This is a genomic window from Nonomuraea angiospora (assembly GCF_014873145.1).
GTDB classification, from domain to species: domain Bacteria; phylum Actinomycetota; class Actinomycetes; order Streptosporangiales; family Streptosporangiaceae; genus Nonomuraea; species Nonomuraea angiospora.
Genome location: NZ_JADBEK010000001.1, coordinates 8,723,295 through 8,750,231, shown reverse-complemented (window position 1 = coordinate 8,750,231; position 26,937 = coordinate 8,723,295). Strand labels below are relative to the sequence as shown.

General features: G+C 69.6%; 29 protein-coding genes and 1 tRNA gene. 6 read left to right on the top strand and 24 right to left on the bottom strand.

The window, feature by feature from the left end; translation table 11 throughout:
• Window positions 1-312: 312 nt before the first annotated feature.
• From H4W80_RS40415 to H4W80_RS40400, 4 genes are all read right to left on the bottom strand, one after another.
• A complete protein-coding gene (locus H4W80_RS40415; protein ID WP_318787284.1) occupies window positions 313-810 on the bottom strand; it encodes a hypothetical protein in 498 nt (165 codons plus the stop codon).
• Between the two features lie 16 nt (window positions 811-826).
• On the bottom strand, window positions 827-1,327 hold the full coding sequence (locus H4W80_RS40410) for a hypothetical protein (protein WP_318787283.1): 501 nt from the start codon (window positions 1,325-1,327) through the stop codon (window positions 827-829).
• A 197-nt stretch (window positions 1,328-1,524) separates the two neighbouring features.
• Window positions 1,525-2,526: an ABC transporter ATP-binding protein gene (locus H4W80_RS40405; protein WP_192789881.1), complete on the bottom strand. Its 1,002-nt coding sequence runs from the start codon at window positions 2,524-2,526 to the stop codon at window positions 1,525-1,527.
• A gap of 97 nt (window positions 2,527-2,623) precedes the next feature.
• Window positions 2,624-3,190: a TetR/AcrR family transcriptional regulator gene (locus tag H4W80_RS40400; protein WP_192789880.1), complete on the bottom strand. Its 567-nt coding sequence runs from the start codon at window positions 3,188-3,190 to the stop codon at window positions 2,624-2,626.
• A gap of 90 nt (window positions 3,191-3,280) precedes the next feature.
• Between H4W80_RS40400 and H4W80_RS40395 the strand changes: the two genes are divergently transcribed.
• The gene (locus H4W80_RS40395; protein ID WP_192789879.1) at window positions 3,281-3,688 is read left to right on the top strand and encodes a nuclear transport factor 2 family protein; all 408 of its coding nucleotides are present in this window, start codon (window positions 3,281-3,283) and stop codon (window positions 3,686-3,688) included.
• Here H4W80_RS40395 and H4W80_RS40390 read toward each other — a convergent pair.
• From H4W80_RS40390 to H4W80_RS40350, 9 genes are all read right to left on the bottom strand, one after another.
• On the bottom strand, window positions 3,675-5,570 hold the full coding sequence (locus H4W80_RS40390) for a mannosyltransferase YkcB-related protein (RefSeq protein ID WP_318787282.1): 1,896 nt from the start codon (window positions 5,568-5,570) through the stop codon (window positions 3,675-3,677). The genes H4W80_RS40395 and H4W80_RS40390 overlap by 14 nt on opposite strands.
• Window positions 5,571-5,715: 145 nt before the next feature.
• The gene (rplL, locus tag H4W80_RS40385) at window positions 5,716-6,108 is read right to left on the bottom strand and encodes a 50S ribosomal protein L7/L12 (RefSeq protein WP_192789877.1); all 393 of its coding nucleotides are present in this window, start codon (window positions 6,106-6,108) and stop codon (window positions 5,716-5,718) included.
• Window positions 6,109-6,180: 72 nt separating this feature from the next.
• Window positions 6,181-6,705, bottom strand: coding sequence for a 50S ribosomal protein L10 (gene rplJ, locus H4W80_RS40380; RefSeq protein WP_192789876.1), 525 nt, complete (start codon window positions 6,703-6,705; stop codon window positions 6,181-6,183).
• Window positions 6,706-6,945: 240 nt separating this feature from the next.
• Entirely contained in the window at window positions 6,946-7,767 is an 822-nt protein-coding gene (locus H4W80_RS40375) for an SCO4651 family lipoprotein (RefSeq protein WP_225963917.1), read from the bottom strand.
• Between the two features lie 670 nt (window positions 7,768-8,437).
• Window positions 8,438-9,157, bottom strand: a complete 720-nt coding sequence (rplA, locus tag H4W80_RS40370; protein WP_192789875.1) for a 50S ribosomal protein L1 — start codon at window positions 9,155-9,157, stop codon at window positions 8,438-8,440.
• 60 nt (window positions 9,158-9,217) lie between these two features.
• Complete coding sequence (gene rplK, locus H4W80_RS40365) at window positions 9,218-9,649, bottom strand: 50S ribosomal protein L11 (RefSeq protein WP_127939574.1); 432 nt, start codon at window positions 9,647-9,649, stop codon at window positions 9,218-9,220.
• Window positions 9,650-9,770: 121 nt separating this feature from the next.
• Window positions 9,771-10,532 carry a transcription termination/antitermination protein NusG gene (nusG, locus tag H4W80_RS40360; RefSeq protein ID WP_192789874.1) on the bottom strand — a complete coding sequence of 254 codons (762 nt, stop codon included), beginning with the start codon at window positions 10,530-10,532 and terminating at the stop codon, window positions 9,771-9,773.
• Window positions 10,533-10,597: 65 nt separating this feature from the next.
• A complete protein-coding gene (gene secE, locus H4W80_RS40355; RefSeq protein WP_185070572.1) occupies window positions 10,598-10,843 on the bottom strand; it encodes a preprotein translocase subunit SecE in 246 nt (81 codons plus the stop codon).
• Window positions 10,844-10,922: 79 nt separating this feature from the next.
• Window positions 10,923-10,995: transfer RNA gene (locus H4W80_RS40350), tRNA-Trp, on the bottom strand.
• A 161-nt stretch (window positions 10,996-11,156) separates the two neighbouring features.
• Between H4W80_RS40350 and H4W80_RS40345 the strand changes: the two genes are divergently transcribed.
• Window positions 11,157-12,365 (top strand): pyridoxal phosphate-dependent aminotransferase, encoded by a 1,209-nt coding sequence (locus tag H4W80_RS40345; RefSeq protein WP_192789873.1) that lies wholly within the window; start codon window positions 11,157-11,159, stop codon window positions 12,363-12,365.
• A gap of 34 nt (window positions 12,366-12,399) precedes the next feature.
• Here H4W80_RS40345 and H4W80_RS40340 read toward each other — a convergent pair whose 3' ends face one another.
• The 4 genes from H4W80_RS40340 to H4W80_RS40325 are packed head-to-tail and all read right to left on the bottom strand — an operon-like array spanning window position 12,400 to window position 14,906.
• Window positions 12,400-12,906 carry a YdgH/BhsA/McbA family protein gene (locus tag H4W80_RS40340; RefSeq protein WP_192789872.1) on the bottom strand — a complete coding sequence of 169 codons (507 nt, stop codon included), beginning with the start codon at window positions 12,904-12,906 and terminating at the stop codon, window positions 12,400-12,402.
• A gap of 31 nt (window positions 12,907-12,937) precedes the next feature.
• Entirely contained in the window at window positions 12,938-13,477 is a 540-nt protein-coding gene (locus H4W80_RS40335; RefSeq protein WP_192789871.1) for a hypothetical protein, read from the bottom strand.
• Between the two features lie 41 nt (window positions 13,478-13,518).
• Window positions 13,519-14,409: a PASTA domain-containing protein gene (locus H4W80_RS40330; protein ID WP_192789870.1), complete on the bottom strand. Its 891-nt coding sequence runs from the start codon at window positions 14,407-14,409 to the stop codon at window positions 13,519-13,521.
• Entirely contained in the window at window positions 14,406-14,906 is a 501-nt protein-coding gene (locus H4W80_RS40325) for a SigE family RNA polymerase sigma factor (protein ID WP_192789869.1), read from the bottom strand. Before H4W80_RS40325 ends, H4W80_RS40330 begins: the two co-directional genes overlap by 4 nt.
• Before the next feature lie 69 nt (window positions 14,907-14,975).
• On the opposite strand from H4W80_RS40325, the gene H4W80_RS40320 reads away from it, so the two are divergent.
• Window positions 14,976-15,998: an adenosine deaminase gene (locus H4W80_RS40320; protein WP_192789868.1), complete on the top strand. Its 1,023-nt coding sequence runs from the start codon at window positions 14,976-14,978 to the stop codon at window positions 15,996-15,998.
• Here the strand turns inward: H4W80_RS40320 and H4W80_RS40315 are convergent.
• Both H4W80_RS40315 and H4W80_RS40310 read right to left on the bottom strand, forming a co-directional pair.
• Entirely contained in the window at window positions 15,987-16,748 is a 762-nt protein-coding gene (locus H4W80_RS40315) for a hypothetical protein (RefSeq protein WP_192789867.1), read from the bottom strand. The genes H4W80_RS40320 and H4W80_RS40315 overlap by 12 nt on opposite strands.
• Window positions 16,735-17,274: an RNA polymerase sigma factor gene (locus tag H4W80_RS40310; RefSeq protein ID WP_192789866.1), complete on the bottom strand. Its 540-nt coding sequence runs from the start codon at window positions 17,272-17,274 to the stop codon at window positions 16,735-16,737. Before H4W80_RS40310 ends, H4W80_RS40315 begins: the two co-directional genes overlap by 14 nt.
• 127 nt (window positions 17,275-17,401) lie before the next feature.
• Between H4W80_RS40310 and H4W80_RS40305 the strand changes: the two genes are divergently transcribed.
• Window positions 17,402-18,142 carry a class I SAM-dependent methyltransferase gene (locus H4W80_RS40305; RefSeq protein WP_192789865.1) on the top strand — a complete coding sequence of 247 codons (741 nt, stop codon included), beginning with the start codon at window positions 17,402-17,404 and terminating at the stop codon, window positions 18,140-18,142.
• Between the two features lie 3 nt (window positions 18,143-18,145).
• On the opposite strand, the gene H4W80_RS40300 is transcribed toward H4W80_RS40305, so the two are convergent.
• From H4W80_RS40300 to H4W80_RS40280, 5 genes are all read right to left on the bottom strand, one after another.
• A complete protein-coding gene (locus H4W80_RS40300) occupies window positions 18,146-19,030 on the bottom strand; it encodes a carbohydrate ABC transporter permease (protein ID WP_225963916.1) in 885 nt (294 codons plus the stop codon).
• On the bottom strand, window positions 19,030-19,914 hold the full coding sequence (locus H4W80_RS40295; protein WP_225963915.1) for a carbohydrate ABC transporter permease: 885 nt from the start codon (window positions 19,912-19,914) through the stop codon (window positions 19,030-19,032). Before H4W80_RS40295 ends, H4W80_RS40300 begins: the two co-directional genes overlap by 1 nt.
• A gap of 66 nt (window positions 19,915-19,980) precedes the next feature.
• The gene (locus H4W80_RS40290) at window positions 19,981-21,258 is read right to left on the bottom strand and encodes an extracellular solute-binding protein (protein WP_225963914.1); all 1,278 of its coding nucleotides are present in this window, start codon (window positions 21,256-21,258) and stop codon (window positions 19,981-19,983) included.
• A gap of 206 nt (window positions 21,259-21,464) precedes the next feature.
• Window positions 21,465-23,336 carry an acyl-CoA dehydrogenase family protein gene (locus H4W80_RS40285; RefSeq protein ID WP_192789864.1) on the bottom strand — a complete coding sequence of 624 codons (1,872 nt, stop codon included), beginning with the start codon at window positions 23,334-23,336 and terminating at the stop codon, window positions 21,465-21,467.
• Between the two features lie 57 nt (window positions 23,337-23,393).
• Window positions 23,394-24,623 carry an APC family permease gene (locus tag H4W80_RS40280; RefSeq protein WP_192789863.1) on the bottom strand — a complete coding sequence of 410 codons (1,230 nt, stop codon included), beginning with the start codon at window positions 24,621-24,623 and terminating at the stop codon, window positions 23,394-23,396.
• 81 nt (window positions 24,624-24,704) lie between these two features.
• Between H4W80_RS40280 and H4W80_RS40275 the strand changes: the two genes are divergently transcribed.
• On the top strand, window positions 24,705-25,160 hold the full coding sequence (locus H4W80_RS40275; RefSeq protein WP_185070549.1) for an Lrp/AsnC family transcriptional regulator: 456 nt from the start codon (window positions 24,705-24,707) through the stop codon (window positions 25,158-25,160).
• A gap of 70 nt (window positions 25,161-25,230) precedes the next feature.
• Entirely contained in the window at window positions 25,231-26,613 is a 1,383-nt protein-coding gene (locus H4W80_RS40270) for a serine hydrolase domain-containing protein (RefSeq protein WP_192789862.1), read from the top strand.
• The last annotated feature ends 324 nt before the right edge of the window (window positions 26,614-26,937 follow it).

Sequence of the window (26,937 nt, the reverse complement as noted above, 5' to 3'; positions counted from 1 at the left end):
GCCTGTCCACTTCGCTCTCGCTGCATGCTCCACGTTGGTCGCAGCATCGCCCGTTCAGGCGGAAACGTCAAGCCCACAAGCCCGACTTTTAGCCGACTAGGGGCCCGGACGCTGGGTTTTCTCCCCTGTGTGACCGGGCGCCTACCGCCAGGCCCCAAGACGATACCCGCGAACGGGGGCGGTTAACGCTCCGTCACACCGGGGGCCGAACCCATGCCGACAACCGGTGTAGCTGTGACTGAGTTACCCGCTCCAATGGCTTCGCTAAACCTGATTTTTGGTAACAATTGAACGAAGCGGCGCGCCCGAGGCTCAGGCGGTCCCCAGCAGGGTCGACAGGTCGGCCACCAGCCAGCGAGATCCTTGCCGGACCATGACGAACCTGGCGCGGTTCTGGGTGAACTGTTGCTGTGGCGCGGCCTCGCCCGGAACGTTCTTGACCATACCCGTGTTCACGAACAGCAGAACCTCTACGCGATCGGGCTCCGCCCGCTCGACCGCCGCCCCCGCCACGGCCACGGTCTGCACGATCTTCTGCGCCTTGGCCCTGGACACCAGGGACGTGGTCAGGTCCTTGTAGTGCTTGGTCAGCTCCCCGGTCGTGTGCGTCCCCGCCCGGGCCAGATCCTCCTCCACCGTCCGGTAGTCGTAGGAGAGCAGGTCGGGCGCCACCTCCTTGGCCTCCGCCATGGCCTGCGTCCCGGCCGCGTCGGCCGCGCGCAGGTCGCGCAGGTTGAACCACATCGTGGGCACCAGTACGCCGGCCACCACCACGAGGATCCCCAGCAGCACGATCGTGACCGTCCTCACCTGGCCCTCCACCGCCTCATGAGACCTGCACCGCCTTGGACACCAGCCAGGCGCCGCCGACCTTGGCCAGCTCCATCGACCACCGGTAGTACCGCTCCTGCGGCGGGCTCTTGGAGCCCTCCCAGCGGATCTCCACGTCGGCCACGACCAGCACCTTGGCCGTGGTGCCCGCCAAGGAGGCCAGCCCCGTCGCGCGCAGCACGCCGTGCTGGACGACCTTGTTCTCGACCGTGGTGGACTTGAGCTTGGCCGCGTTGGCCTCGTACTCCGCCCTGGCCGGCCCGGTCGAGGTGTCGAGGATGCGCCTGATGTCGGCGTCGACGGTCTTGTAGTCGAGCGAGACCAGGTTTTTCGCGTGGGTCCCCGCCGCCAGGAGCGCCGCCTGCTTGTCGCCTGCCCTGCCCTGCTCCTCGCGCGCCTGCGCGGCGATCCACACGCCCGTGCCGACCAGCACCGCGAGCACTCCGCTGAGCGCGGCGATCAGGATGCGGGCGGGCCGGGCGGCAAGTCCTGCCACGTCACTCACCCCTTCCCCAGCCGGTCGCCGGATCATAACCCCCGGCTCCGCGCCGGAGCCCCCGAACCAACCGAGACGGTAGAAGAGGTGGCACAAACCGGGGCAACGAGCCAGGATCTCCCCGATATGCCCTCAGGCGGCCCTCAGCGGCCCGCTGAGGGCCTGACACCGTCCCACCGGCCCGAAAGACCGAGGACTCACTGGACGCCGTGGAGGTGGGCGTTCACGAGGCGGGGATACTCCTCCAGCCAGTTACGCCCGCGTTCGTCCACGAACGACCCCTGCGGCGGGATCACGCCGTTGGCCGCCAGCCACGCCCCCGGCGCTCGCTGCGAACGACGGAGCCTGTTGCCGGTCGGCATGAGCTGCGGCGGGATCGGCGGCAGCACGCCGGGGTCGAGCCCCAGCTGGGCCTCGGCCTCCAGCTCGGAGAGGTCCTTCTCCTCCGACATGCCGATGGGCCCGTGCCTCCTGGCGTTGAGGAACTGCCGCACCACCGGCTCGTCGCTCGACAGCAGCATCTCGCGCGGGCCGAACATGACCAGCTCGCGCCTGAACAGCATCCCGATGCTGTCGGGGACCGTACGGGCGGTGTTGATGTCGTGCGTCACGATCAGGAACGTCGCCTCGATCTCGGCGTTGAGGTCGACGATGGTCTGATTGAGCAGCGCGGTGCGGACCGGGTCGAGGCCGGAGTCGGGCTCGTCGAACAGGATGATCTCCGGATCCAGCACCAGCGCCCTGGCCAGCCCGGCGCGCTTGCGCATGCCGCCGGAGATCTCGCCGGGCAGCTTGGACTCCGCGCCCACCAGGCCGACCAGCTCCACCTTCTCCATCACGATCTGGCGGATCTGCGACTCGGTCTTCTTGGTGTGCTCGCGCAGCGGGAAGGCGATGTTGTCGTAGAGGTTGAGCGAGCCGAACAGCGCCCCGTCCTGGAACAGCACGCCGAACAGCCGGCGCAGCTCGTAGAGCTTGTTCTCGTTGCAGTTGGCCAGGTCGTAGCCGTCGATCCAGATGTGGCCGCGATCGGGCCGCAGCAGGCCCACCAGCGTCTTGAGGAAGACCGACTTCCCGGTGCCCGGGGGGCCCAGCAGGACGGAGATCTCGCCCGCGGGGAGCGTGAGCGAGACGTCCTCCCAGATGACCTGCCGGCCGAACGACTTGGTCAGCCCGTCGACCACGACCTCGACTCCCACTGGACACCTTCCGATCGCAGGCAGTATTCAGGGGCCTCTCCACCGTAACGGCGGCCGACCGGATTGGAACCCGTTCCAATAACTTGTTACGGCGCGGTTATGAGCCCTCCGGGCCGGCGAGCGCCTGCAGGCCGGGCCGCAGCAGCCGCGCGATCTCCTCCTGCGGAACCCCGCGCAGCTCGTCGAGGTCGAGCAGCTGATGCCCGACGGTCACGCCGAGCATGATCATCATCATCAGCGCCGCCCGCAGCCTCGCGTCCTCGCCCGGTACGACCTGGGCCAGCCGGTCGATCTGCGCACCCAGCACCTTGCGCGCCGAGACGGCCGCCTCCGGGTGCGTGAGCATGGACCGCATCATGGCCAGCGAGCTCTGCGGCAGCTCGCCCAGCTTCAGGCCGAGCGTGCCGAGCACCTGCTCGACCACCTCGTCGGCGCCCGGCTCGCCGTGCGCGACCGGCGTCGCCTGCACGGCCCGCTGGAAGAGCTCCTGCTTGCTGCCGAAGTACTGCATGACCAGGGCGGGATCGACCTCGGCCCGCCCGGCGATGGCCCTGATGGTGGCCCGCTCGAACCCCACCTCGGCGAACAGCGCCCGGGCGGACGCCAGGATCCTCTCCTCGCTCCTGCGCCGCCGCTCGGCCCGCGGAAGCCCCTTCTCGACCACGCCCCGACTCTACATGCGTTGACCGACCTCCCTCCTTCGCTCTACGCTCGTTGAGTCAACGCCTGTTGAGTGAAACGGGAGGGATCCCCCATGTCCATCGAAGAGATCGTCACCGCCTACCACGCGGCCATGCTCCACAAGTCCGCCGACGAACTGGCCGACCTCTACGCGGAGGACGCGCTGCACGAGTTCCCGTTCGGGGGGCTGGCGCCGTTCAAGGGGAGGGAGGAGATCCGCGCCGCATACCGGGCGATGTGGGGCGCGCTGCCGTTCAAGCCCGACGAGGTACGGCGCGTCTCGCTCCACCAGGCGACCGACCCGGAGGTCGTGCTGGTGGAGCAGGACACGTTCGTCACGGTCGCCGGGCAGTCGATCACCGTCCCGGGCCTCCTCGTGCTCAGGATCAGGGACGGCCGGATCATCCACACCCGGGACTACATGGACACCGGCGCCGTCACCCAGGTCCGCGCCGCCGCCGCCTCCCTCACGGCCGGGTGAGGTCGAAGACCGTCGTCCCCCCGACGGTGGTGGCGGTGAAGCTCTCCTGCACCCAGGCCGCGATCCTGGCCGCGTCGTCGCTGCCGCCCGTGCCGCGAGCGCCCATCCCCATCCCCGTGCCGATGAAGTAATGGATCTTCTTCTCGGCGACGTACTGCTTGAACCGCTCGAACGTCGGCGCGGGGTCGGTGCCGTTGAAGCCGCCCACCGCCATCACCGGCTGTCCGGCGGCGAGCTGGTAGCCGGCCGCGTTGTTGGAGCCCACCGTCGCCGCCACCCACGTGTACGCGGAGGCGTCCGTCTTCAGCAGCGCGGTCAGCTCGGCGGCCGGAGTGCCCGCGTTGAGCAGCCCGCCCATGCCGCCACGCCCCATCCCCCGGCCACCGGGCGGCGCCTGGAACGCCTGACCGCCCGGCGACCAGCCGTTCCCGGGCATCCCGCGGAACTGCCGGCCGCCACCTGCGGGCCCGCCGGCCCTGAACCCGCCGAACCCCCTGCCGAAGCCACCGGTGGAGGGTCCGGCCGTCGGGATGGCCCCGGTGTGCGCGGACGCGGCCGTGTCCACCGCGTACGCCGCCGGACCCGCCAAGGACGCCAGGCACGCCACCACGGCGACGGCCACCACGACCAGGGCCCGCCGCGCGAACAACATCGCCAGGGCCGCCCCCAGCCCCGCCACCAGCACGACCACGCCCAGCCAGGAGTTCCACTCCGCGCTGCGCGACAGCAGCACGTACGACCACACGGCCGTCCCCGCCGTGATCACCGCCAGCGCCCGGTACGCCCGCCGCTCCCACAGGACGGCCGCCCCCATGCCCACGAGCACCGCGATCGCCGGAGCCAGGGCGACGGTGTAGTACGCGTGGAAGATGCCCTGCATCAGGCTGAAGACCAGCCCGGTCACGATCAGCCAGCTCCCCCAGACCCAGACGGCGGCCCGGACCGGATCGACCCGCGGCGCCCGCCGGGTCACCCACGTGACGGCGGCCAGCAGCACCAGCGCCGCCGGAAGCAGCCAGGAGATCTGCCCGCCCGCCTCGGTGTCGAACAGCCGCAGCCACCCGGCCTGCTGGTTCAGGTTGCCCAGCCCGCCGTAGTCACCGCCGTTGAGCCGCCCGATCCCGTTGTAGCCGAGCGCCAGCTCCAGCACGCTGTTGGTCTGGGAACCCCCGATGTACGGCCGCTCGGAGGCCGGCACCAGCGCCACCGCCAGCACCCACCACCCGGCCGAGACCACCATGGCCACACCCGCCAGCGACAACTGCCACATCCGCCGCCAGAACGGCACCGGCGCCGTGACGAGATAGACCAGGGCGAACCCCGGCAGCACCAGGAACGCCTGCAACATCTTCGCCAGGAACGCGAACCCGATCGCCGTCCCCGCCAGCACCAGCCACCGCGTAGCCCCGCGTTCCTGCGCCCGCACCACGCAGTACCCGGCGGCCGTCAGCAGCAGCACCAGCAGCGCGTCGGGGTTGTTGAACCTGAACATCAACACGGCCACCGGCGTCAACGCCATCGCGACCCCGGCCAGCAGCCCGGCCCACACGTTGGTCAACCTGCGCACGGACGCGTACACCAGCGCCACCGTGCCCACGCCCATGAGCGCCTGAGGAATGAGAACGGCCCAGGAATCGAGCCCGAACAACCGCACGCTGAGCGCCATCGGCCACAAGGAGGCGGGCGTCTTGTCGACGGTTATCGCGTTCGCGGCGTCGGAGGACCCGAAGAAGAACGCGGTCCAGCTCCGGCTGCCCGCCTGGACGGCCGCCGAATAGAACGAATTCGCCCATCCGGAGGCGCCGAGACCCCAGATGTAGAGCACTCCGGTGCCTATGAGCAGGGCGGTCAGCGCCCAACGGGACTTCGCATCGGTAACCACAGCTCGCACGCTAGGCAAGCCGCTTCGCGGCGCGATGAGACGGACATGAGAATCTCCTGAGCGAGGCCGCTCAGGGCACGAAAAAGGGGCGGCGGACATCCGGCACCAGGATGTCCCCGCCCCTTTTCAGCGAACAGAAACCGTCTTACTTGACGGTCACGGTGGCGCCGGCGCCCTCGAGGGCAGCCTTGGCCTTCTCCGCCTGCTCCTTGTTGACCTTGCCGTCGAAGACGGGCTTGGGAGCGCCGTCCACCAGGTCCTTGGCCTCCTTGAGGCCCAGGGACGTGAGGGCGCGGATCTCCTTGATGACCTGGATCTTCTTGTCGCCGGCGGCCTCGAGGATGACGTCGAACTCGTCCTGCTCCTCGGCGGCCGGAGCCTCGGCGCCACCACCGGCGACGGGGGCGGCGGCGACCGCGACGGGGGCGGCGGCCTTGACGTCGAAGACCTCTTCGAACTGCTTCACGAACTCGGACAGCTCGAGGAGGGTCATCTCCTTGAACGCGTCGAGCAGCTCGTCGGTGCTGAGCTTCGCCATGATGCTTTTTCCTTACGTTCGGGACTTGCTGAAACTAGAAACGGGACCGCGGGTGTTGCGGCAACCCCCGTGCTACTCGCCCGGCTCTTCGCGCTTCGCGCGCAGGGCTTCGGCCAGCTGAGCCATCTGCGTGGGCAGCGCGGCGAACACAGCAGCGGCAGCGCTCTGCTTCGCCTTGAGCGCGCCAGCAAGCTTCGCGAGGAGGACCTCGCGGGACTCGAGGTCGGCGAGCTTGGTGATCTCGGTGGCGTCGAGCGTCTTGCCCTCGAGGACACCGCCCTTGATCACCAGAAGGGGATTGGCCTTGGCGAAGTCACGCAGACCCTTGGCGGCCTCGACAACGTCGCCGTTGACGAAGGCGATCGCGGTCGGACCGGTGAGCAGGTCATCCAGACCAGAGAAACCGGCCTCGGTGGCCGCGATCTTGGTCAGGGTGTTCTTCGCCACGGCGAACTTCGCATTCTCACCGAGAGACTTACGCAGCTCCTTGAGCTGCGCGACGGTGAGACCGCGGTACTCGGTCAGAACGGCGGCAGCGCTGCCCTCGAACTCACTCTTGAGCTCGGCAACCGCTGTCGCCTTATCCGCCCTCGCCATGGGCCTCCTTCCAGATGTGCCACCGGCGAAGGCCCTGAAAATGAGAACAGCCCCGGGCGCAGGGCGCACACGGGGCTCACGCACATGGGTCACACCATGTGGGAAACTCGCATCACACCTGCGCGGGCCGTCCACATGATGTGGATCCTTCGGTCGCCAGGCATTGAGGCACCTGACGACGACCGGCGGTCTTCGGCAACGACCAGAGTACGGCCTGGCCGCCGAGTTTCCAAATCGTTCTCAGTTGGTCGTGCCCTTGGGGATGTCTCCGACCTGGTCAGCGGGCGGGGTCTCGATGGTGACCGGCTCGTTGAAGCCCTTGAAGAGCAGGGTGGCGTCGAGCGTGGTGCCCTCCTTGGAGCCGTTCAGCGCGAGCTTGCGCGGCAGGCCGTCGGAGGCCACCCAGATGTCGAACTTGACGTCCTTGAGCTCCGCCAGGTTCGTACGCGCCTGCTCCTGCTGGTCGGCGGGGAGCAGCTGCACGGCCGCGTCCACCGGGAACGTGCCGGCGTAGTGCGTGGTGTCCGTGCCGTTGACGCTCTCGTTGCCGGCCGACTTCACGTCCTTCGAAGCCGTGACGAGCTTGGTCACGTTGCCCAGGTCGAACTGCTGGATCTTGCTCAGGTAGTCGTTCACCTGCGAGGAGTCGCCCATCTCGCTGAGCGGCACCTTGATCCAGGGCTTGGTCGCGCCCACGAGGTCCTTGAGCGCCTCCACCTTGACGTAGACGGTGTCGCCCTGCAGCACGGCGCGCACGCCGCCCGGCAGGCTCCTGCCGCCCATGTCGACGGTGTCCAGGGTGAGGTCCACGGCGAGCTGGGGCTTGCTCTGGTAGAGCATGCGCCCCTGCACCTTGCCCGAGCCCTCCTGCGAGTGGGTGACGTTCACCACGGCGTCGACCGTGTAGCTGCTGACCTCGGCCGTCTTCTGCGCGGCCTGCGCGAGCACCTCAGAGGCGGCCAGGTTGACCTGGATGGGCTGGGCGTTCGATCCACAACCGGCGACCGCCGCCACGACGAGCGCGGCACCGGCCGCGGTGAGTCCTATCGTGCGCTTCAGCATGTCTTGACCCTACTTTTAAGTAGCATCGCCGTAGCGACTTCCCCTTACAAATAAGGGAAAACCCAGGGTTATCCCCCACACCCCTCACACATTCCCTGCACAATCCGACTCAGCCCAGGTCCCGCACGCCCGGACTCCTCGGACGCACGACGGGCCCCGGATCCGCACCACGTCCACCGCGCGGGGCCGAACGCCCTGACGCGGCCGCGCACGGCGCTGTCGCCTGCGCTCGGGCGGCGGCTGGGACCGTGATCGCGAGGGCGAGGGCTGTGACGGCGGCCTGCCACCCGCGCCGGGCCTGGCGCCCTGATGCGGCTTGCAGGCGGCTTCGAGACGGCCGCGCTCGGGCGGTGGTGTGGGGCCGTGATCGCGAGACTCGTAACGGCCCTCAGCCTCGCGCGCAGGCAGCCCCAAGCGAGAGCCGGGCGCCGTGAGGCGGGCGCGCACAGCGCTGCCGGCGGCGGGCGGCGGGCGGGGCCGTGATCACGGAGGCGAGGGTCGTGGTGGGCTTCCGAGAGGGCGCAGATCCGAGCGCCCGGTCTCGTCGCCGCAAGGAGGCGGTTCCGTACGGCGGGACGGTGGTCACGGCCCGCCCCGGGCAGCCACGGCCAGCCGTGGGAAAAAGAAAGAGCCCCGCCCGGAACTGGGCGAGGCTCGATCAGAGGAACGCTTAAGCGTCGAGCTCAGCGGTGAGGCCGCGCGTGACGTTCGGGTCGACCGGGACGCCGGGGCCCATGGTCGTGGAGAACGTGACCTTCTTCAGGTAGCGCCCCTTGGCCGCGGACGGCTTGAGACGCAGCACCTCGTCAAGGGCGGCGGCGTAGTTCTCGATGAGCTGGCGCTCGGGGAACGACGTCTTGCCGATGATGAAGTGGAGGTTGGCCTGGCGGTCGGTGCGGAACTCGATCTTGCCGCCCTTGATCTCCGTGACGGCCTTGGCGACGTCGGGCGTCACCGTGCCGGTCTTGGGGTTGGGCATGAGACCACGCGGACCGAGCACGCGACCCAGGCGACCCACCTTGCCCATCAGGTCGGGCGTGGCCACCACGGCGTCGAACTCGTTGAGCCGGTTGCCCTTGGAGATCTCGTCGATCAGCTCGTCGGCGCCGACGATGTCGGCGCCCGCCTCGCGGGCCGCCTCGGCACGCTCACCGGTCGCGAAGACCAGGACCCGGGCGGTCTTGCCGGTGCCGTGCGGGAGGTTGACCGTGCCGCGCACGATCTGGTCGGCCTTACGAGGGTCGACGCCCAGCCGCAGCGCGACCTCGACGGTGGCGTCGAACTTGGTGGTCGACGTCTCCTTGGCCAGCTTCGCTGCCTCGACGGGCGTGTAGAGCTTGTCGCGGTCGACCTTGCCGGCCGCGTCTTTGTGCGCCTTGCTGCGCTTCATTGCTGAACTCCTAGTGGTACGCGGGCCCGAGGGCCCTCCCACGATGTCTGGGAAAGGGTGTTACTCGGCGACGGTGATGCCCATCGACCGGGCGGTGCCGGCGATGATCTTCTCGGCCGCCTCGATGTCGTTGGCGTTGAGGTCGGGCATCTTCGTCTCGGCGATGCTGCGCAGCTGCTCGCGGCTGAGCTTGCCCACCTTGTCGCGGTGCGGGACCGCGCTGCCCTTGTCGAGACCGAGGGCCTTCTTGATCAGCTCGGGCGCCGGCGGCGTCTTCGTGATGAAGGTGAAGCTGCGGTCTTCGAAAATGGTGATCTCAACGGGGATGATGTTGCCCCGCTGGGCCTCCGTCGCAGCGTTGTACTGCTTGACGAAGTCCATGATGTTGACGCCGTGGGGACCGAGCGCGGTACCCACCGGCGGCGCCGGGGTGGCCTGTCCAGCGGGGAGCTGGACCTTCACCAGAGCGGCGATTTTCTTCTTCGGAGGCATTTGTCCTTCTCCGGGTCCTGATTGCGATGCCTGTCAGGGCCAACGGATTGCAGCCCTGACACGTCAGCGGCCGCCCTCGCGATCAGGCGGCCGACCGAACGTCTCAGTGTATGTGATTGTCCTAGATCTTCGAGACCTGGTTGAACGAGAGCTCGACCGGGGTCTCGCGGCCGAAGATCGAGACGAGCACCTTGAGCTTCTGCGACTCGGGGCTGATCTCGCTCACCGAGGCGGGCAGCGTGGCGAACGGGCCGTCCATGACCGTGACGGACTCGCCGATCTCGAACTCGACCGAAGGGCCGGCGCTCGCCTTGGCCGTGGCCTTCTTGGTCTCCTCGGTCGGCTCGGGCGCCAGCAGCTTGGCGACCTCGTCGAGGCTGAGCGGGCTCGGCTTGTTGGACAGGCCGACGAAGCCGGTCACACCGGGCGTGTTACGCACGGCGGCCCAGGACTCGTCGGTCAGCTCCATGCGCACCAGCACGTAGCCGGGCAGCACGCGCTCCTTGACCGGCACCTTCTTGCCGCTCTTGAACTCCTGGACGGTGTGCGTCGGCACCTCGACCTGGTAGATGTAGTCCTCCATGTTGAGCGACACGTTGCGGCTCTCGATGTTGGACTTCACGCGATTCTCGTAACCGGCGTAGGAGTGGATGACGTACCACTCACCGGGAAGGCCGCGCAGCGAGCTCTTGAACTCTTCGACGGGATCGACGTCGGGAAGAACCGTCTCGTCCTCGACGTCGGAAGCCTCGGCTGCCTCGTCGCCCTCCGCGACCTCGGCCTCCTCCTGGAGCTCCTCCTCGGAGGACTCCTCAGTGGCCTCTTCCAGCTCGTCGTCCCACTCCTCGCGGGACTCGCCGGCCGGAACTGAAGACTCGGACACGGTGACTCTTCCTCTTTCGTCGTATCGAACTGGCGACTCCGTCACTGTCACCGGCGGGGCCTGGATCAGCTGCCGCCGAAGACCTTGAGGACTGCCCATCCCAGGGCGCTGTCGAGCCCGTAGACGATCGCCACCATGATCAGAACGAATACCAGAACGACCGTGGTGTAGGTGATGAGATCCTTGCGTGTCGGCCAGATGACCTTGCGGAGCTCGTTGACGACCTGCCGATAGAAAAGGGCAGGCGAAGTGCGCGTCTTCTTCTCGCCACTCGGCTTGTCTGCGGTCTCGCCGCGCGTGTCGATCGCCACAGTCCTCACCTGAAATCTGTCGTATCCAACGCAGTTTTGCGGCGCGCTTACACGCCCATTATTGCGCGGACCGCACTCGCAGGGCACGAGGGACTCGAACCCCCAACCGCCGGTTTTGGAGACCGGTGCGCTACCAATTGCGCCAGTGCCCTATGTCGCTAGACCAGACTACCCTGATCGACCCACTGCCTGGACCGAACCGCTCGCCGACATGCTGTGCGGAAGGACCGATCGAAAGCATACGGGTGATTGCCGGGTACGTCGAACCGAATCCCGATCGCCCAGGTCATTGCGCACATGCGACCATGGAACCATGTCCACCCGACCCCGCGTCTCCGCGAGAATCTCCGCCATTTCCGAGTCCGCCACGCTCGCCGTGGACGCCAAGGCCAAGGCGATGAAGGCCGCCGGGCGCCCCGTCATCGGCTTCGGCGCGGGCGAGCCCGACTTCCCGACGCCCGGCTACATCGTCGAGGCGGCGGTCCAGGCCGCCCGCGAGCCGCGCTTCCACAAGTACACGCCGGCGGGCGGGCTGCCCGAGCTCAAGCAGGCCATCGCCGACAAGACCCGGCGCGACTCCGGCTACGCGGTCGAGGCGTCGCAGGTGCTGGTCACCAACGGCGGCAAGCAGGCGGTCTACGAGGCGTTCGCGACGCTGCTCGACCCGGGCGACGAGGTTCTGGTCGTGGCGCCCTACTGGACCACCTACCCCGAGGCGATCAAGCTGGCCGGCGGCGTGCAGGTCGACGTCGTGACCGACGAGTCCACCGGCTACCTGGCGAGCGTCGAGCAGCTGGAGGCCGCACGCACCGAGCGGACCAAGGTCCTGCTGTTCGTCTCGCCGTCCAACCCGACGGGCGCCGTCTACTCCCGCGAGCAGACGGAGGCGATCGGCCGCTGGGCGGCCGAGCACGGCCTGTGGGTCGTCACCGACGAGATCTACGAGCACCTCGTGTACGGCGGCGCCGAGTTCACCAGCATCGCCACGGCCGTGCCCGAGCTGGGCGACCGGGTCGTGATCCTCAACGGCGTGGCCAAGACCTACGCGATGACCGGCTGGCGCGTGGGCTGGCTGATCGGCCCCTCCGACGTCGTCAAGGCGGCCACCAACCTGCAGTCCCACGCCACCTCCAACGTCGCCAACGTCTCCCAGGCGGCCGCGCTGGCCGCCGTGTCCGGCGACCTGTCGGCGGTGGCGGAGATGCGCGCGGCGTTCGACCGGCGCCGCCAGACGATGGTCCGGATGCTCAACGAGATCCCGGGCGTGTTCTGCCCGGAACCGAAGGGGGCGTTCTACGCGTACCCGTCGGTCAAGGACCTGATCGGCAAGGAGCTGCGCGGCCGGCGGCCGCAGTCGTCCGGCGAGCTGGCCGAGCTGATCCTGGAGGAGGCCGAGGTGGCGGTGGTGCCGGGCGAGGCGTTCGGCACGCCGGGCTACTTCCGCCTGTCCTACGCGCTGGGCGACGACGACCTGGTCGAGGGCGTCAGCCGGATGGCCAAGCTGCTGTCGGAGGCGCGCTAGCCGTTCAGCGCGCCTGGTTCAGGGCCACAGCCGTTCAGGGCGTCTGGTTCAGGGCGACGCGGGCGGCGACGTATTTGATCTGGGCGGCCAGGCCGGGCGTCGCGGCGATGTAGATCGCGGTGCCCGGCCGCTCCAGCCACATGAAGTTGCGCACGCCGGTGCGCGTGTTCCAGCGCAGCGCCGGCATGCCCTTGTACGCCGTCAGCGACGACCTGGCGACCAGCGTGACGAACTCCTCGGCGGTCCGCGCCCCGCACACGACGCCGACGTACAGCTGCTCGTCCTCCCGCCGCCAGATCACGCCCTTGACCTCCAGCGGGCGGGTGAGCGACCCCAGTCGGCCGAACGAGCCCGCCCTGGTCAGCCCCTCGGGCATGGCGGGCAGCCCCACCCTGGTCTGGCCGCAGGACAGCGCGACGCCCCTGTGCGGGACCTGCTCGGCCGGCGGCGGCGAGGCGATCGCCTCGGGCGCGGGCAGCACGTCGTCCGCGCCGCACCCGCTCAGCGCGAACATGAGGAGCACCGCTGCCAGACGCCGCATCGACCCCCCAAGAAACGCACGGAAAAGGCTCCTAGTCTCCTACAGGACTCTTGACTGAGGCAGCAATTGCCACGAGTTCGCCACCGAGGGAATCGCTGACCCGGATCCACGCCCCCGTGCCCGCGCGCTCCATCCAGACGATCTCCCGGCCGCCGTTCGGGTGCCTGCCGACCACCGCGGGCCTGCCGCGCACGGTGACGGGGCGGGCGTCGAGCAGGGCGGCCTTCCTGGTGTAGCTCACCCAGTCGGCGGCGGGCTCGACCTGGGCCTCCACGAACCGCCGGGCGTCGCCGAACCTGGCCCACGACCCCTTCGGCTTGACGGATCCCCCGTCGCTGCGCTCCAGCCCCGCGGGGAGGTAGGTGAGCCAGAGATCGTCGGAGACCACCCCGAGGGTGGCCTCGGCGACGGGGGCCCCGACCATGACAGGGCCCTCCACAGGGGCCGGGCGCGGACGCCCGAACCCCGAGGAGAACAGCGTGTAGATGATCAGAGATGTCGCCGCGAACGCCAGCGCCGTGAGCGCCGCGCGGCCTCCCTGCCCGATGCCGGCAGGCCCCTCAGGGATCATGCAAGGTTGATCCCCCGTTCGGGCTCATCCGTACCGCGGGTTCAGCCGGTCGCGCGGATGGCTTCCGCGATCTTCCTGGCCTCGGCGGGGCCGTCCACGTCCTTGACGTAGTCGGGACTGAAGCAGACCTCGACCGCGAGCCCGTCGCGCAGCTTCCAGGAGATCGTGAGCGTGCCCTCCGAGCCGTCCGTCATGATCCCGCCGCCCTCGCCGAGCGTCGCCAGGCGCGCCTTCCTGCCGCCGACGTCCACGGTCTCGGCGCCGGCCTTGGGGAAGCGGGCGAGGGCGCTCTTGGCGGCCTCTCCCTCGTACACGATCACCTGTACGGAGTAGTGCCCCGGCTCGTTGCCCGGCTTGTCATAGGTGGTGGTGAAACTGTGCTTGCCGAACCCGTCCTTGCCCGACCACTTGCCCCATTCGAGCCCTTCCGGCAGGTAATCCAGGCGGATGCCGCCGAACTCCCGCCCGTCGCCCAGATCGCCCAGGTCCTGCGGCATCGTGACGGGCGGCGGCTCCAGGGTGAGCTCGACATGGCTGCCGGGCGCCACCTGCTCCCCGGCGGCAGGCTTCTGCCCGATCACCCGGTTGTCCCGCACCTCCGTCGCCGCCACGTCGGCCAGCAGCCCGGCCGCGCGCAGGAGGGACGCCGCCTCGGTGGCGGGCTTGCCCGTCACGTCCGGCACGGTCACGTCGTCGCGCACCACGGCCCGGTCCTGACCGGTCGCGGCCTGCCCACCGGCGGGTTCCCCGGAGTTCAGTGCCACGGGCACGGCCACCGCCACGGCCGCCGTGACGAGCGCCGCGCCCGCCACCCGGAAGCGGAGCACGCGGGAGCGGTTGCGGCGCCGTACGGACCTGCCCAGGTCCGGCGGGGCCTGCACGTCGGCGACGTGGGCCGCCATGGCGTCCGCGAGGTCGTCCTCGATCCTCATCTGGTCACTTCCTTTGCGACATTCATGTTTTCGCGGATCCTGGCGAGCCCCCGCGCCGCCTGGCTCTTCACGGTCCCGGCCGAGCAGCCCAGCAGGGCCGCGGTGTCCCCTTCCGACTGGTCCTCCCAGTAGCGCAGGACGAGCACGGCCCGCATCTTGGGCGGCAGCCTGCGCAGCTCCCTGATGAGCGCGTGGCGCAGGTCGAGGTCGGGGGCGTCGGCGGCGGTCTCCGGCGGCCGGGCGAAGGTGATCTCCTGCACGATCTTGCGCCGCCGCGCCTTGCTGATCGCCGCGTTCACGACGACCTTGCGCGCGTACGCCTCCGGGTTGTCGCGCCTGATCCGCGGCCAGTGCCGGTAGACCTTCTCCAGCGCGTGCTGCACCAGGTCCTCGGCGTCGTGCTCGGTCGCTCCGCAGACCAGGATCGCGGTGCGCAGCAGCGAGGTGCTCCGGGCGGCCAGGAACTCGTCGAAGGCCGCCTCATCGTCATCTGTCATGAGCGAAGGTCCCCTTTCGCCCTCCCCAACGCGCGAAGCGGTCCCGGGGTTGAGTGGCAAGATATGCAAATGGCAAGGCCCCTGAACACGCTGCCCAAGGCGCATCTTCACCTGCACTTCACCGGATCGATGCGGCATTCCACGCTTATCGAGCTGGCCAGGGAGCAGGGGCTGCACCTGCCGGACGCGCTGGAGGAGGACTGGCCGCCCAAGCTGCGGGCCACCGACGAGCGCGGGTGGTTCAGGTTCCAGCGGCTGTACGACATCGCCAGGTCCGTGCTGACCCGCCCGGAGCACGTCTACCGGCTGCTACGCGAGACGGCCGAGGACGAGGCGGCGGCCGGGTCCCGGTGGCTGGAGATCCAGGTGGACCCGTCGGGGTACGCGCAGCGGTTCGGCGGGCTGACGGCGACGCTGGAGCTGACGCTGGACGCGGCGCGCCTGGCGGCCGAGCACGCGGGGATCGGGATCGCGGTGGTCGTGGCGGCCAACAGGACCCGCCACCCGCTCGACGCCAACACGCTGGCCCGGCTCGCCACCCAGTACGCCGGCAAGGGCGTGGTGGGGTTCGGGCTGTCCAACGACGAGCGGCGGGGCGCGGCCAGGGACTTCGAGCGGGCGTTCAGGATCGCCAAGCGGGGCGGGCTGCTGTCCGTGCCGCACGGGGGCGAGCTGCTGGGCCCGCGCAGCGTGGCGCAGTGCGTGGACGACCTGGACGCGGACCGGGTCGGGCACGGGGTGCGGGCGGCGGAGGACGAGCGGCTCATGCACCGGCTGGCCGACCGGCAGATCTGCTGCGAGGTCTGCCCCACCTCCAACGTGGGCCTGGGCGTGGCCGAGCGGGCCGCCGACGTGCCGCTGCGGCGGCTGTTCGACGCGGGCGTGCCGATCGCCCTGGGGTCCGACGACCCGCTGCTGTTCGGCGCGCGGCTGCTGAGCCAGTACGAGCTGACCAGGGACGTCTACGGTTTCAGCGACGCGGAGCTGGCCGAGCTGGCCCGCCAGTCCCTGCGCGCCTCCGCGGCTCCCGAGCCGGTGCGCAAGGAGCTGCTCGCGGGCGTGGACGAGTGGCTGACGGGCTCAGCCGAGTGACGCGGCGACGCGGACGGCCTCTTCCTTGGTCTTGACGCCTTCCAGGCGGTAGTTCAGGGCGTCCTGCTGCCAGATGAGGGTGGGGCCGGCCTGGCGCAGGGGGATCTCGGTGCCGTCCTGGCGGGTGAGGTAGCCGAGCGGGTGCGCCCCCTGGATCCACCAGGCCTGGTAGGGGCCGACCTTGGCGTAGTCGGGCCAGGGCGGGCCGAGCTTCTTGAACAGCACCGGGTCGAGGCCGCCGTCGAACTGGTCGAGCCGGACGCCGCCCGGCCAGAACATCGACACGACGCGGCCCCTGTCGGACACCGTGGTGCGCTCGGGCTCCCCCAGCGCCTTCGGCGTCCTGACCGGGAACTTCGCCTCGGCTTTCAGGCCGTCCTGGTCCACGGTGTGCTCGTACGGCAGGGGCGTGACGCTGATGACGGGCTTGGGCTGCGCGTCGCCGACCCGGAGCTCGATCCCGGCGAAGCGCAGGATCCGTACCACCGCCGCCCGCCCCTGGGGGGTCGCGGCCGTGATCGCGATGACGACGAGGACGACGGCCGTGACGACCTTCCACCTCGCGCGCCGGCGGCGCCGCGCCGGGGGGTGAGACCGGAGGGGATCGGGCGCCTCACCGTGAGCGTCCTCCAGGCGGGCGCGTACGGCCGCGGCCACGTCGGAGGGCGGCGGGCCGGAGGGGACGTCGAGGAGGTCGCCGAGCGCCAGGAGTTCGGCCTCCAGGTCGTCGGAAGGCTCACGCGAGTTCATTGCCCACCTCCTCCCTCAGCCGGGCCAGCCCCCGATGCGTGCTGGACTTGACGGTGCCCACGGGCCAGTCGAGCACCTGCGCCGTCTCCGCCTCGGTCAGCTGTAAGAAGTACCGGCAGACGACGGCCTGGCGTTCCCGCTCGGGCAGCCGGCGTACCGCCTCCAGCAGGCGCGAGCGCCGGTCGCCGGCCACCGCGGTGCCCTCGGGGTCGTCGGGCGCGGCCGCGGACGTCGTGGCGCTCAACCGTAAGGCCAGCTCGGAGCGGCGGCCCCGCGAGCGGGTCAGGTTGTGGGTCTCGTTGGCCACGATCCGCAGCAGCCACGGGCGGAACGGCGAGCTCCTGCGGAAACCCGGCAGGTGCCGGTACGCCTTGACGAACGCCTCCTGCACGACGTCCTCGGCCTCGTCCCCCGCCCCCAGCATGAAAGCGGTACGGTGGGCGAGCGCGCTGTAGCGGGCGACCAGCACCTCATAGGCGGCTTGGTCACCGGCGAGCGAGCGCTCGATCGCCTCGTCGTCGTTCATGGCGAGTCAGATTCCACCCCATTCGAGGCGCCCCGGGGAAGGGTCTTTCGCGTATCGGGTGAACGTCACCAGTGATCGGGGCATTAGACTCGGGCAATCCATGAGCCCCCCGAGAAGGAACGGGACTATGTCTGGGTATGACCGTGTAGTGCAACCGGCGGCCGGTGACGAGGCCCTGGAGAACCACCTGGGTGGGGACGAGGCCAAGAACTATCGGCAGTACGAGCTGGACATGGTCGCCCCGCATGTCGGCCGTTCGATGCTGGAGATCGGCTCGGGCCTCGGCCACTTCGCCGAGCAGTTCCTGCCGCGGCTCGACAGGCTGGTCGTGAGTGACTTCGACCCCTACTGCGTCGAGCAGCTGGAAAAGCGGTTCGCGGGCCGCGACGACATCGACGTCCTGCAGTTCGGGCTGCCGACCGACATCCCCCTTGAGGACAAGGTCGACACCGTCGTCATGATGAACGTCCTGGAGCACATCGAGGAGGACGCCGAGGCGCTGCGCTCGCTGGCCCGGGTCACGCTGCCGGGCGGGCGGATCATCATCTGGGTGCCCGGCTACATGCAGCTCTACGGAGACTTCGACCGCAAGGTGGGCCACGTCCAGCGCTACACGCCCAAGACGCTCGGCGCGACGGTCGCCAAGGCGGGCCTGGACGTCGAGGTGCTCAAGCCGATCAACTTCCTGGGCGGCATCGCCTGGTGGGCCGCCGTGCGCCGGGGCGGCGTCGGCTACCCCGACCCGCGCCTGGTCAAGATCTACGACCGTACGGTGGTCCCGACGACCCGCTTCATCGAGCGGTTCATCAGGCCACCGTTCGGCCAGACGGTCTTCTGCGTGGCACGGGTGCCCCAGCCCAAGGCGTAGGCGCTACTTGATCGACCCGGCCGTGAGGCCGCCCACCACCTTCCGCTCGATCAGCGCGAAGAGGATGATCACGGGGATGGTGGCGATCACCGACCCGGCGAACAGGTTCTGCCAGTCCACCTGGTACTGACCGATGAACGAGTTGAGCGCCACCGTGAGCGGCTGGTTCTCCGGCGTGGTGGTCAGGGTCAGGGCGACCACGAACTCGTTCCAGGCGGCGATGAAGGTGAAGATCAGCGCCGTGATGACGCCGGGCATGGCCAGCGGCAGCGTGATCCTGAACAGCGCACCGAAGCGCCCGTTCCCGTCGATGAACGCCGCCTCCTCCAGCTCGCGCGGGATCGAGGCGAAGTACGCGTTCAGGATCCACACCGCGAACGCCAGGTTGAACCCGCCGTTCACGAGGATCAGCGACCAGATCGAGTCCACCAGCCCGAACTGGTAGAACTCGCGGTAGATGCCGACCAGCATGGCCGTGGGCTGGAACATCTGGGTGATCAGCACGAGGATCAGGAACGCCGTGCGCCCCCTGAAGTGGTGCCGGGCCGAGTAGTACGCGGCCGGCAGCGCCACCAGGAGCACCAGCACGGTCGAGCCGCCGGCGACCTTGAGCGTCACCCACAGGTTGCCGGCCAGGCCGCTGGTCCAGAAGTTGGCGAGGTTGGACCACACCCACTCCTTCGGCCAGAACGACACCTCGCGCAGCGACTCCTGCGAGCGCAGCGAGGTGAGCAGCATCACCACGTACGGGAACAGGAAGACGAACGCGACGACGTACGCGGCGGCCGCGACGAGCACGGTCTTGAGCTTCGGCATGCCGCGCCGCGGCGCCGGCCTGACGTGGGGGCGCGGCCGGGTGGCCTGCGACGGCAGGGTCTTGATCGCCATCACGCCACCTCCTTGTTCCAGCGGGAGACCTTGAGGAAGATCGCGGTCAGGATGATCACCATGCCGAAGTTGACGACGGACATGGCCGCCGACTCGCCGATGTTCGAGCCCTTGAGGATGAACATGAGGATCGTCGAGGTGGCCGTGGAGTAGCCGGGCTGGCCGTGCGTCATGGCCCAGATGATCGGGAAGCTGTTGAAGACGTTCATGACGTTGATGAGCGCCGCCACCGTGAGCGCGGGCCGCAGCAGCGGCAGCGTGATCGACCAGTACGTCCGCAGCCGGCCGGCTCCGTCCATCTTGGCCGCCTCATAGACGTCGGCGGGGATCGTCGCCAGCCCGGCCAGCAGCGCGTACGTGGTGAACGGCACCGACACGAAGACGGCCACGAACACCAGCCACGGCATCGCGGTGGAGGCGTCGCCGAGCTGGTCGGCCGAGGCCCCGCCCATCGCGTCGATCAGCCCCAGCTTCAGCCGGATCTGGTTGATCACGCCGACCTCGGGGTCGAGCATCCACTTGAAGATGATCGCCGTCATCAGCACCGACGCGGCCCACGGCGCGATCAGCGCCCACCGGGCCGCCTTGCGCAGCGGGAAGTTCTGGTTGAACAGCTGGGCGAGGGCCAGCGAGATCAGCACGGTGAGCGCGACGACCGCGACCACCCAGATCACGCTGCGGACCATGATGTCGGCGAAGTCCTTCTCGGCGAACAGCTTCTCGTAGTTCGCCAAGCCGTTGCCTCCCTGGACCACCCCGAAGCGGCTGATCTTGAGGAACGACGACCTGATCATCTCGATCACGGGCCAGAGCACGACCAGCGCGATCAGCACCACGGCGGGCCCGACCCACGCGAGGGGCTCCAGGGCGCGCAACCTTCTCATGAGCAACCTTCCAAGACGGTGCGGCCGGCACCGCTGAGAGCGCCGGCCGCACGGGCCCCCGACCTGTCAGCCGGCCGCTTCGGCGGTCTTCTGCAGCTCACCGAGGACCTTGGCCGGGTCGTCCTTGACGGCCCCGCCGATGGTCTGCTTGATCGCCGGGTTCACCTCGGCCCACTTGGGGTCCTGGAAGGGGTAGAAGCTGGCGTTGGGCAGCGCGTCGAGGAACGGCTTGAGCTTCTCGTCGCCCGACAGCTTCTGGATGCCGCCGTTGGTGACGGGCAGCAGCTTGTACGTGTCGGAGATCTTCTGGGCGGCGCTGCCGGTGTAGAAGAAGTCGAAGAACTTCTTGATCTCGGCGGCGTGGCCGTTCTTGTTGAACGCCATGATCCAGTCCATGACGCCGAGCGTGGTGTCGAGCGGGCCGCTCTTGCCGGGGATCGGCGCGACGCCGTAGTTCTTCAGCCCGGCCGCGTCGAAGATCGGGATGGACATGGGGCCGCCGTTGACCATGCCGACCTTGCCCGCGCCGAAGTCCTCCCAGACCGTCTTGCGGTCCTTGGTGCCCGGGTTGGGGGTGGTCAGGCCCGCGTCGACCAGGCCCTTCATGTACGTGAACGTCTCGACGTTCTGCGGCGAGTTGATCGCCCACTTGCCGGAGGCGTCCTTGTAGCCGCCGCCGTTGCCCAGCATCCACAGGAACGACTCGCCCTGGGCCTCCTCCTGGCCGAGCGGCAGGCCGAACGGCTGCGTGACGCCGGCCTTCTTCAGCTTCTCGGCGTCGGCCTTGAGCTCGTCCCACGTCTTCGGCGGCTCGGCGATGCCGGCCTTCTGGAACAGGTCCTTGTTGTAGAACAGCGCCCGCGCGGAGGAGACGAACGGGATGCCGTACGCGGTGCCGTCGACCTTGCCGAACTCGGCGAACTTCTGCAGCATGTCGCCCGAGACGTTCGGCGACAGCACCTCGTCCACCTTGTAGAGCAGCCCGTCCTTGACGAAGCCGGAGTAGTCGCCGGTCTGCAGGATGTCGGGCACCTGGCCGTTCTGGACCATGGTGGCGACCTGCTTGTCGATGTCGTTCCAGTTGATGACCTGGACGTCGACCTTGATGTTCGGGTTGGCGGCCTGGAACTCGTCCACGACGCCCTTCCAGAACGTCTCGCCCGAGTTCGGCTTGCCGGGGCCGTCGCCGTAGTCGGCGGCGACCATCTTCAGGGTGACCTGCCCGCCGCCCGACGCCTGCGTGTTGCCCCCGCCGTCGCCGGAGCCGCCGGAACCGCCGGAGCCGCAGCCGGCCAGGACCAGCATCGTGGCAAGGCCGAGAGCGGCGCCGCCCACAAGCTTCATGTTCACTGGAGATACCGCCTTCTCGTCGGACGGGTGCTGGTCCGTACCAGCCAACGGACCCCGTCCTGGGGGATGGGGCACGCGAGCGTGGAGCTCGACGCGTTTGCGCCAGCGTAAGCCCGGATCTGCGAGCCGGTCTATACCGGCTCGTATCAGTTTGAAAACGCTAAGACCCGAAAAACCTCACAACCGGTCTAGACCGGGCGTCAGAGGATCTTTCTCCGGATACTCTCCCCACCCTGCGGCGTGCCGATCCACGGGCCCTCGATGGAGGGGTCGAGGATGCCTTCCTCGACGAACCCGTAGCGGCCGTCGAGCACGTAGCCGGCCAGGCGCACGTCACCCGCGTCGCTGTTGTCCCAGAGCCGGGCGAACAGCGCGTCCACGCGGCGTCGTGCCTGGTGGCAGAAGGTGTCGGCGAGCTCGTACGGCCGCCGCCCGAGGTCCCTGGAGTCCTCCTCCGCCTTGACGCACACGGCGGTCATGGCGAACAGCTCGGCCCCGATGTCCACGAGCCTGCCGAGGAACGACTGCTTGTGCTCCAGCCGGCCCTGCCAGCGGGACATGCCGTAGAAGGTGGACCGGGCCAGCTTGCGGCTGGTCCGCTCCACGAAGCGCAGGTGCGTGGCCAGCGGGCCGAAGTCGGCGTACGACGCGGGCAGGTTGCCGGTGCCGGCCACCAGCGTGGGCAGCCACCTGGCGTAGAAGCCGCCGGCCCGGCGCAGGGCCTGGGCGCGTTCCTGGCGGGAGGCGTCGGGGTTGATCAGCTCCCCGGCGGCCGACAGGTGGGCGTCCACCGCCTCGCGGGTGATCATCAGCCGCATGATCTCGGAGGAGCCCTCGAAGATGCGGTTGATGCGGGAGTCGCGCAGCATCTGCTCGGCGGGCACGCCGCGCTCGCCGCGCGCCACGAGCGACTCGGCGGTCTCGTAGCCGCGCCCGCCCCTGATCTGGACCAGCTCGTCGATCACCTGGTACGACAGCTCCGACGCGTACAGCTTGGCCAGCGCCGCCTCGATCCTGATGTCGTTGCGCCGGTCGTCGGCCAGGCGGCTGGTGAGCTCGCAGAGGGCTTCGAGCGCGTACGCGCTCGCCGCGATGAACGCGATCTTCGTGGCCACGGCCTCGTGCTCGCCGACCCTGCGCCCCCACTGCACGCGCTCGTTGCCCCACTCGCGGGCGATCTTGAGTGCCCACTTGGCGTTGCCCGCGCAGGTGGCCGGCAGCGACAGGCGGCCGGTGTTCAGCGTGGTCAGGGCGATCTTCAGGCCCTGTCCCTCGCGCCCGATCAGGTTTTTGGCAGGCACCCTGACCTGGGAGAACTCGGTGACCCCATTCTCGATGCCGCGCAGCCCCATGAAGCCGTTGCGTCGCTTGACCGTGATGCCGGGAGTGTCGGCCTCGACCACGAACGCGCTGATCTTCTTGCCGGTCCTGGCCATGACCACCAGGAGATCGGCGACGACACCGTTCGTCGTCCACAGTTTGACGCCGTCGAGCACGTAGTCGTCGCCGTCGCGCACGGCGGTGGTGGACAGGCGGGCCGGGTCGGAGCCCACGTCGGGCTCGGTCAGCAGGAACGCTGAGATCTCGCCCGCCGCGCACCTCGGCAGGAACTCCCGCTTCTGCTCCTCGGTGCCGAACAGCTTGATCGGCTGCGGCACCCCGATCGACTGGTGCGCCGACAGCAGCGTGGCCAGCGCCGGGCAGTACGAGCCGACGAGCATGAGGGTGCGGCAGTAGTACAGGTAGGGCAGCCCGAGCCCGCCGTACGCCTCGCCGATCGTGATGCCGAAGGCCCCGAGCGCCGCCAGCCCCTTGACCACCTCGTCGGGCACCTGCGCGGTCCGCTCGATGAGCGCGGGATCGACGTGGGCGTCCAGGTAGCGCCGCACCGCCCTGACGAACTCCTCACCCCGCTTGGTCGCCTCGTCGGACAGCGTCGGCACGGGGTACACGAGATCCAGCCGGTAGTCGCCGAGGAAGAGCTGCTTGGCGAAGCTGGGCCGCGTCCACTCCTTCTCGCGGGCCTGCTCGCCGACCTCCCTGGACTCCGCGTACTTGGCGTGCTCGGTCATAGCACCTCCCGACGATCCGCCGTCCTGTGCTAGGAGTACTGCCCGCCTGACGGCGCCTCATCGCCTGATTCTGTACGAACGACGAACATTCGCTTTCAGAGCCCCGACCGCGACCAAGGCGAGCACGGCGGGCACCACGAGATAGCCGCCGCAGAACGCCAGCGCCACGAACGACAGCCCGGCGCCCACCACGGCCGTGTTCCGGTGCCGCCCCGCGGGCAGCATCCGCACCGCCGCCACCACGCCCGCCGCCGTGACCGCGGCCAGGCAGGCCGAGGTGGCCCGCATGAGCAGGTCCAGGTCCACCGCCCACACCAGCACGGGCACGCTGAGCACGGCGAGCAGCCCCAGGCTCCGGTACGGCGTCTCGCCCGGCGCCCCGCCCTTGGCGAACCAGCCCGGCAGCGCCCCGTCCCTGGCCATGGCCGCGCCCAGCCGGGAGGCCCCCGCGAGGTAGGTGTTGACCGCGCCGAAGGTCAGCAGCACCGCCACCACCCCGGTGACGGGCCGCGCGGCGGGGCCGATGCCGGTCTCCAGCATCGCGGTGAGCGGCACGCCGGTCATGCCGGGGCCGAGCACGCCGACGGAGGTGACCGACACGCCCACGTACAGGATCCCGATCACGACGAGCGCCACCGCGGTGGCCCTGACCAGGCCGTTCCCCTTTCCGGCGAACTCGGCCGACAGGTGGCTGGCCGCCTCCCAGCCGACGAAGGCGAACAGCAGCACGCCGGCCGCGTCCGCCACGCCCGCGGCGCCGTACGGGGCGAAGGGGGTGAAGTTGCCCGGGTCGGCGTGCGGCGCGGCGGTGACCACGGCCGTGGCCAGGAGCGCGACGAGCAGGACGACGAGGCCGATCTGCAGCCCTCCCGAGGCGCGCAGCCCGGCGGCGTTGGCGGCGAAGGCGGCCCCCAGGATCAGGCAGGCGGCCAGGGTGGCGTCCATGCCCAGCGTGGCCTCGACGTACTGGCCGCCGACCAGCGCGCCGGCGACGGTGCCGATGGGGACGGCGCCGTAGAACCACCAGCCGACCACGGCGGAGGCGTGCCGGCCGAACGCGAGCCCGGCGAAGCTCGCCACTCCCCCGCCGTCGGGGTACCTGGCGCCGAGCGCGGCGAAGGTCAGCGCGACGGGCACGCTCAGCGCGATCAGCCCGGCCCAGGCCAGCACGGACGCGGGCCCCGCGGCATCGGCGGCGAGGTGCGGCAGCACCAGCATCCCCGGCCCCAGGACCGCCCCGACCAGCAGTGCCGTGCCGTGTGCTGCGCCTATGCGATGTTCCGACATGCCGCCGAAAGTAATGCACCCATTCGGCGCCAACCCCCGCGAGCCGAACGAATGGCCGGAACCGCATGAGACCATCCAGCCATGGACGAACTTGATTCGGAGATCGTGCGCCTGCTCCAAACGGATGCGCGGCAGTCCAACCGGGAGCTGGCCCGGCAGCTCGGCGTCGCGCCCTCCACCTGTCTGGAGCGGGTCAGGTCGCTCACCCGGCGCGGCGTGATCCGCGGCTACCACGCCGAGATCGACCCGGCCGCGCTCAACCGGAGCGTGCAGGCCATGGTCTCGGTCCAGGTACGGCCGCTGAGCCGGGCGGTGATCAACGCGTTCAAGTCGTCGGCGGCGGCGATGCCGGAGGTGCTCAGCGTGTTCGTGCTGGCGGGCGGGGACGACTTCCTGCTGCACGTGGCGGTGCAGGACCTGGACCACCTGCACTCGTTCCTGCTCGACCGGCTGAGCAAGCGCAAGGAGATCGTCGGCTTCCGCACGTCGGTGATCTTCCAGCAGGTCCACAACACCGTCCCGGAGCGCCTGACCTGACTTTCGTCAGGGGTGGTACTGGACGGTCGGCCGATCCGGAGGACGGGGGTGACTTCCTAGGTTTCTCTCCGTGATAGCAGTGAAGTCCCTCCTGATCGGCCTCTCGACGGCGCTGACCCTCGCGCCCGCCCCGCAGCCGACCTCCCAGTCCATCGACGCCTACCTGCGCCAGGCCATGGACTCCACCGGCCTGCCCGGCATGTCCGTGGTCGTGACGCACAACGGCGAGGTCGTGCACGCGGCCGGCTACGGCCACGACTCCGAGGGGCGTCCCGTCACCGCGAACACCCCGATGCGCGTCGCCTCGGTCAGCAAGTCGTTCACCGCGATGGCCGTGATGACGCTCGTGGAGCGCGGCAAGATCAATCTGGACGGGCCGGTGGCCGCGCAGCTGCCGGGGTTCAGGATGGCGGACCCGCGCGCGGCGGCGATCACCGTACGGCAGCTGCTGAACCAGACCTCCGGCCTGTCGGACACGACGGTCGACATCGCCGCGGTGGAGGGCGCCACCTCGCTGGCCGACTACACCTCCCGGCTGTCCGGCTCCGAGCTGCGCGCCGCCCCCGGCACCCGCTGGGAGTACTGCAACGTCAACTACGACCTGGCCGCCCGGCTGGTCGAGGTGGCCTCCGGGCAGCCGTTCGGCGACTACCTGCGGGAGCGGGTGTTCGGCCCGCTGGGCATGAAGTCCAGCGCCGTCAGCGACCAGGTCGTCCGGCCGGCCGACGGCTACAACTCGATCTTCGGCGCCTGGCTCCCGCGACCCGAGCTGTCCGGCTTCCTCAACGACAGCGGCTCGGGCGGGGTGATCACCACGGCCGCCGACATGGGCAAGTGGCTGATCGCGCAGTCGGGCGACGGGCGCCCGCTGGTCAAGCGGGAGAGCCTGGACGCCATGCACACGCCCGGCAAGATCCGCGACTACGGCATGGGCTGGGGCGTCGAGCGGGAGACCGGCCAGCTCGTGCACTCGGGGAACCTGTTCACGTACAACGCCGTCGAGGCTGTCTCGCCCAAGACCGGCTACGGCTTCGCCGTCATGGCGAACGGGGCGGCGCTGACCGACGACACCTACACCGTCATGCAGGGACTGACCGCCCTGAGCGAGGGCCACGCCCCTGAGGTGCCCGGAGGCGACCGGCAGCTGTTCGAGCTGGTGCTGGGCGTGCTCGCGGCGGCCGCGGCGGGCCTCGGCGTCCTGGGCGTGCTGCGCGCCCGGCGCTGGGCGGCCCGGCGCGCGGGCAAGCGGGTCTGGTGGCGACTGGTGCCGGTGCTGCTGCCCGTGGCCGTGCTGGCGGCCTATCCGGACCTGATCTCGTTCCTCATGAACGGGCGGGCGGTGACGTGGGCCCAGCTCACCTACTTCGCCGCGCCCCTGTCGATCACGCTGCTGGTGGCGGCGCTGTCGGGGGCGGCGGTGGCGGTGTCCCGGCTGATGGCCGCCCGGCGTTAATTCGGTTGCACGGGATTACGGCCGGCCCGTACTGTCATGGACATGCGCCTTTACCTGTGATTCACCGCTGCTCAGCAGCGAGACAGCCCGTCATCCGTCCAGACGCGGCTTGCCGACCGGCCTCGATGAGCCGCGTCGTGAATCTGTGTAAAGGAGCTCCCTCATGCGAGTCCGTTCATCCCGGAAAAAGAACCTTCCCGGATTGCCCGTGACGCGGCCGATGCCCAAGATGCCGCAACGGCCGATCATGCCGCCCCGGCGCATCCCGCCGAAGGGCCGCTAGACAACTACCAGGATGGTAGTTAGGCGAGCGCCGCCTCCACC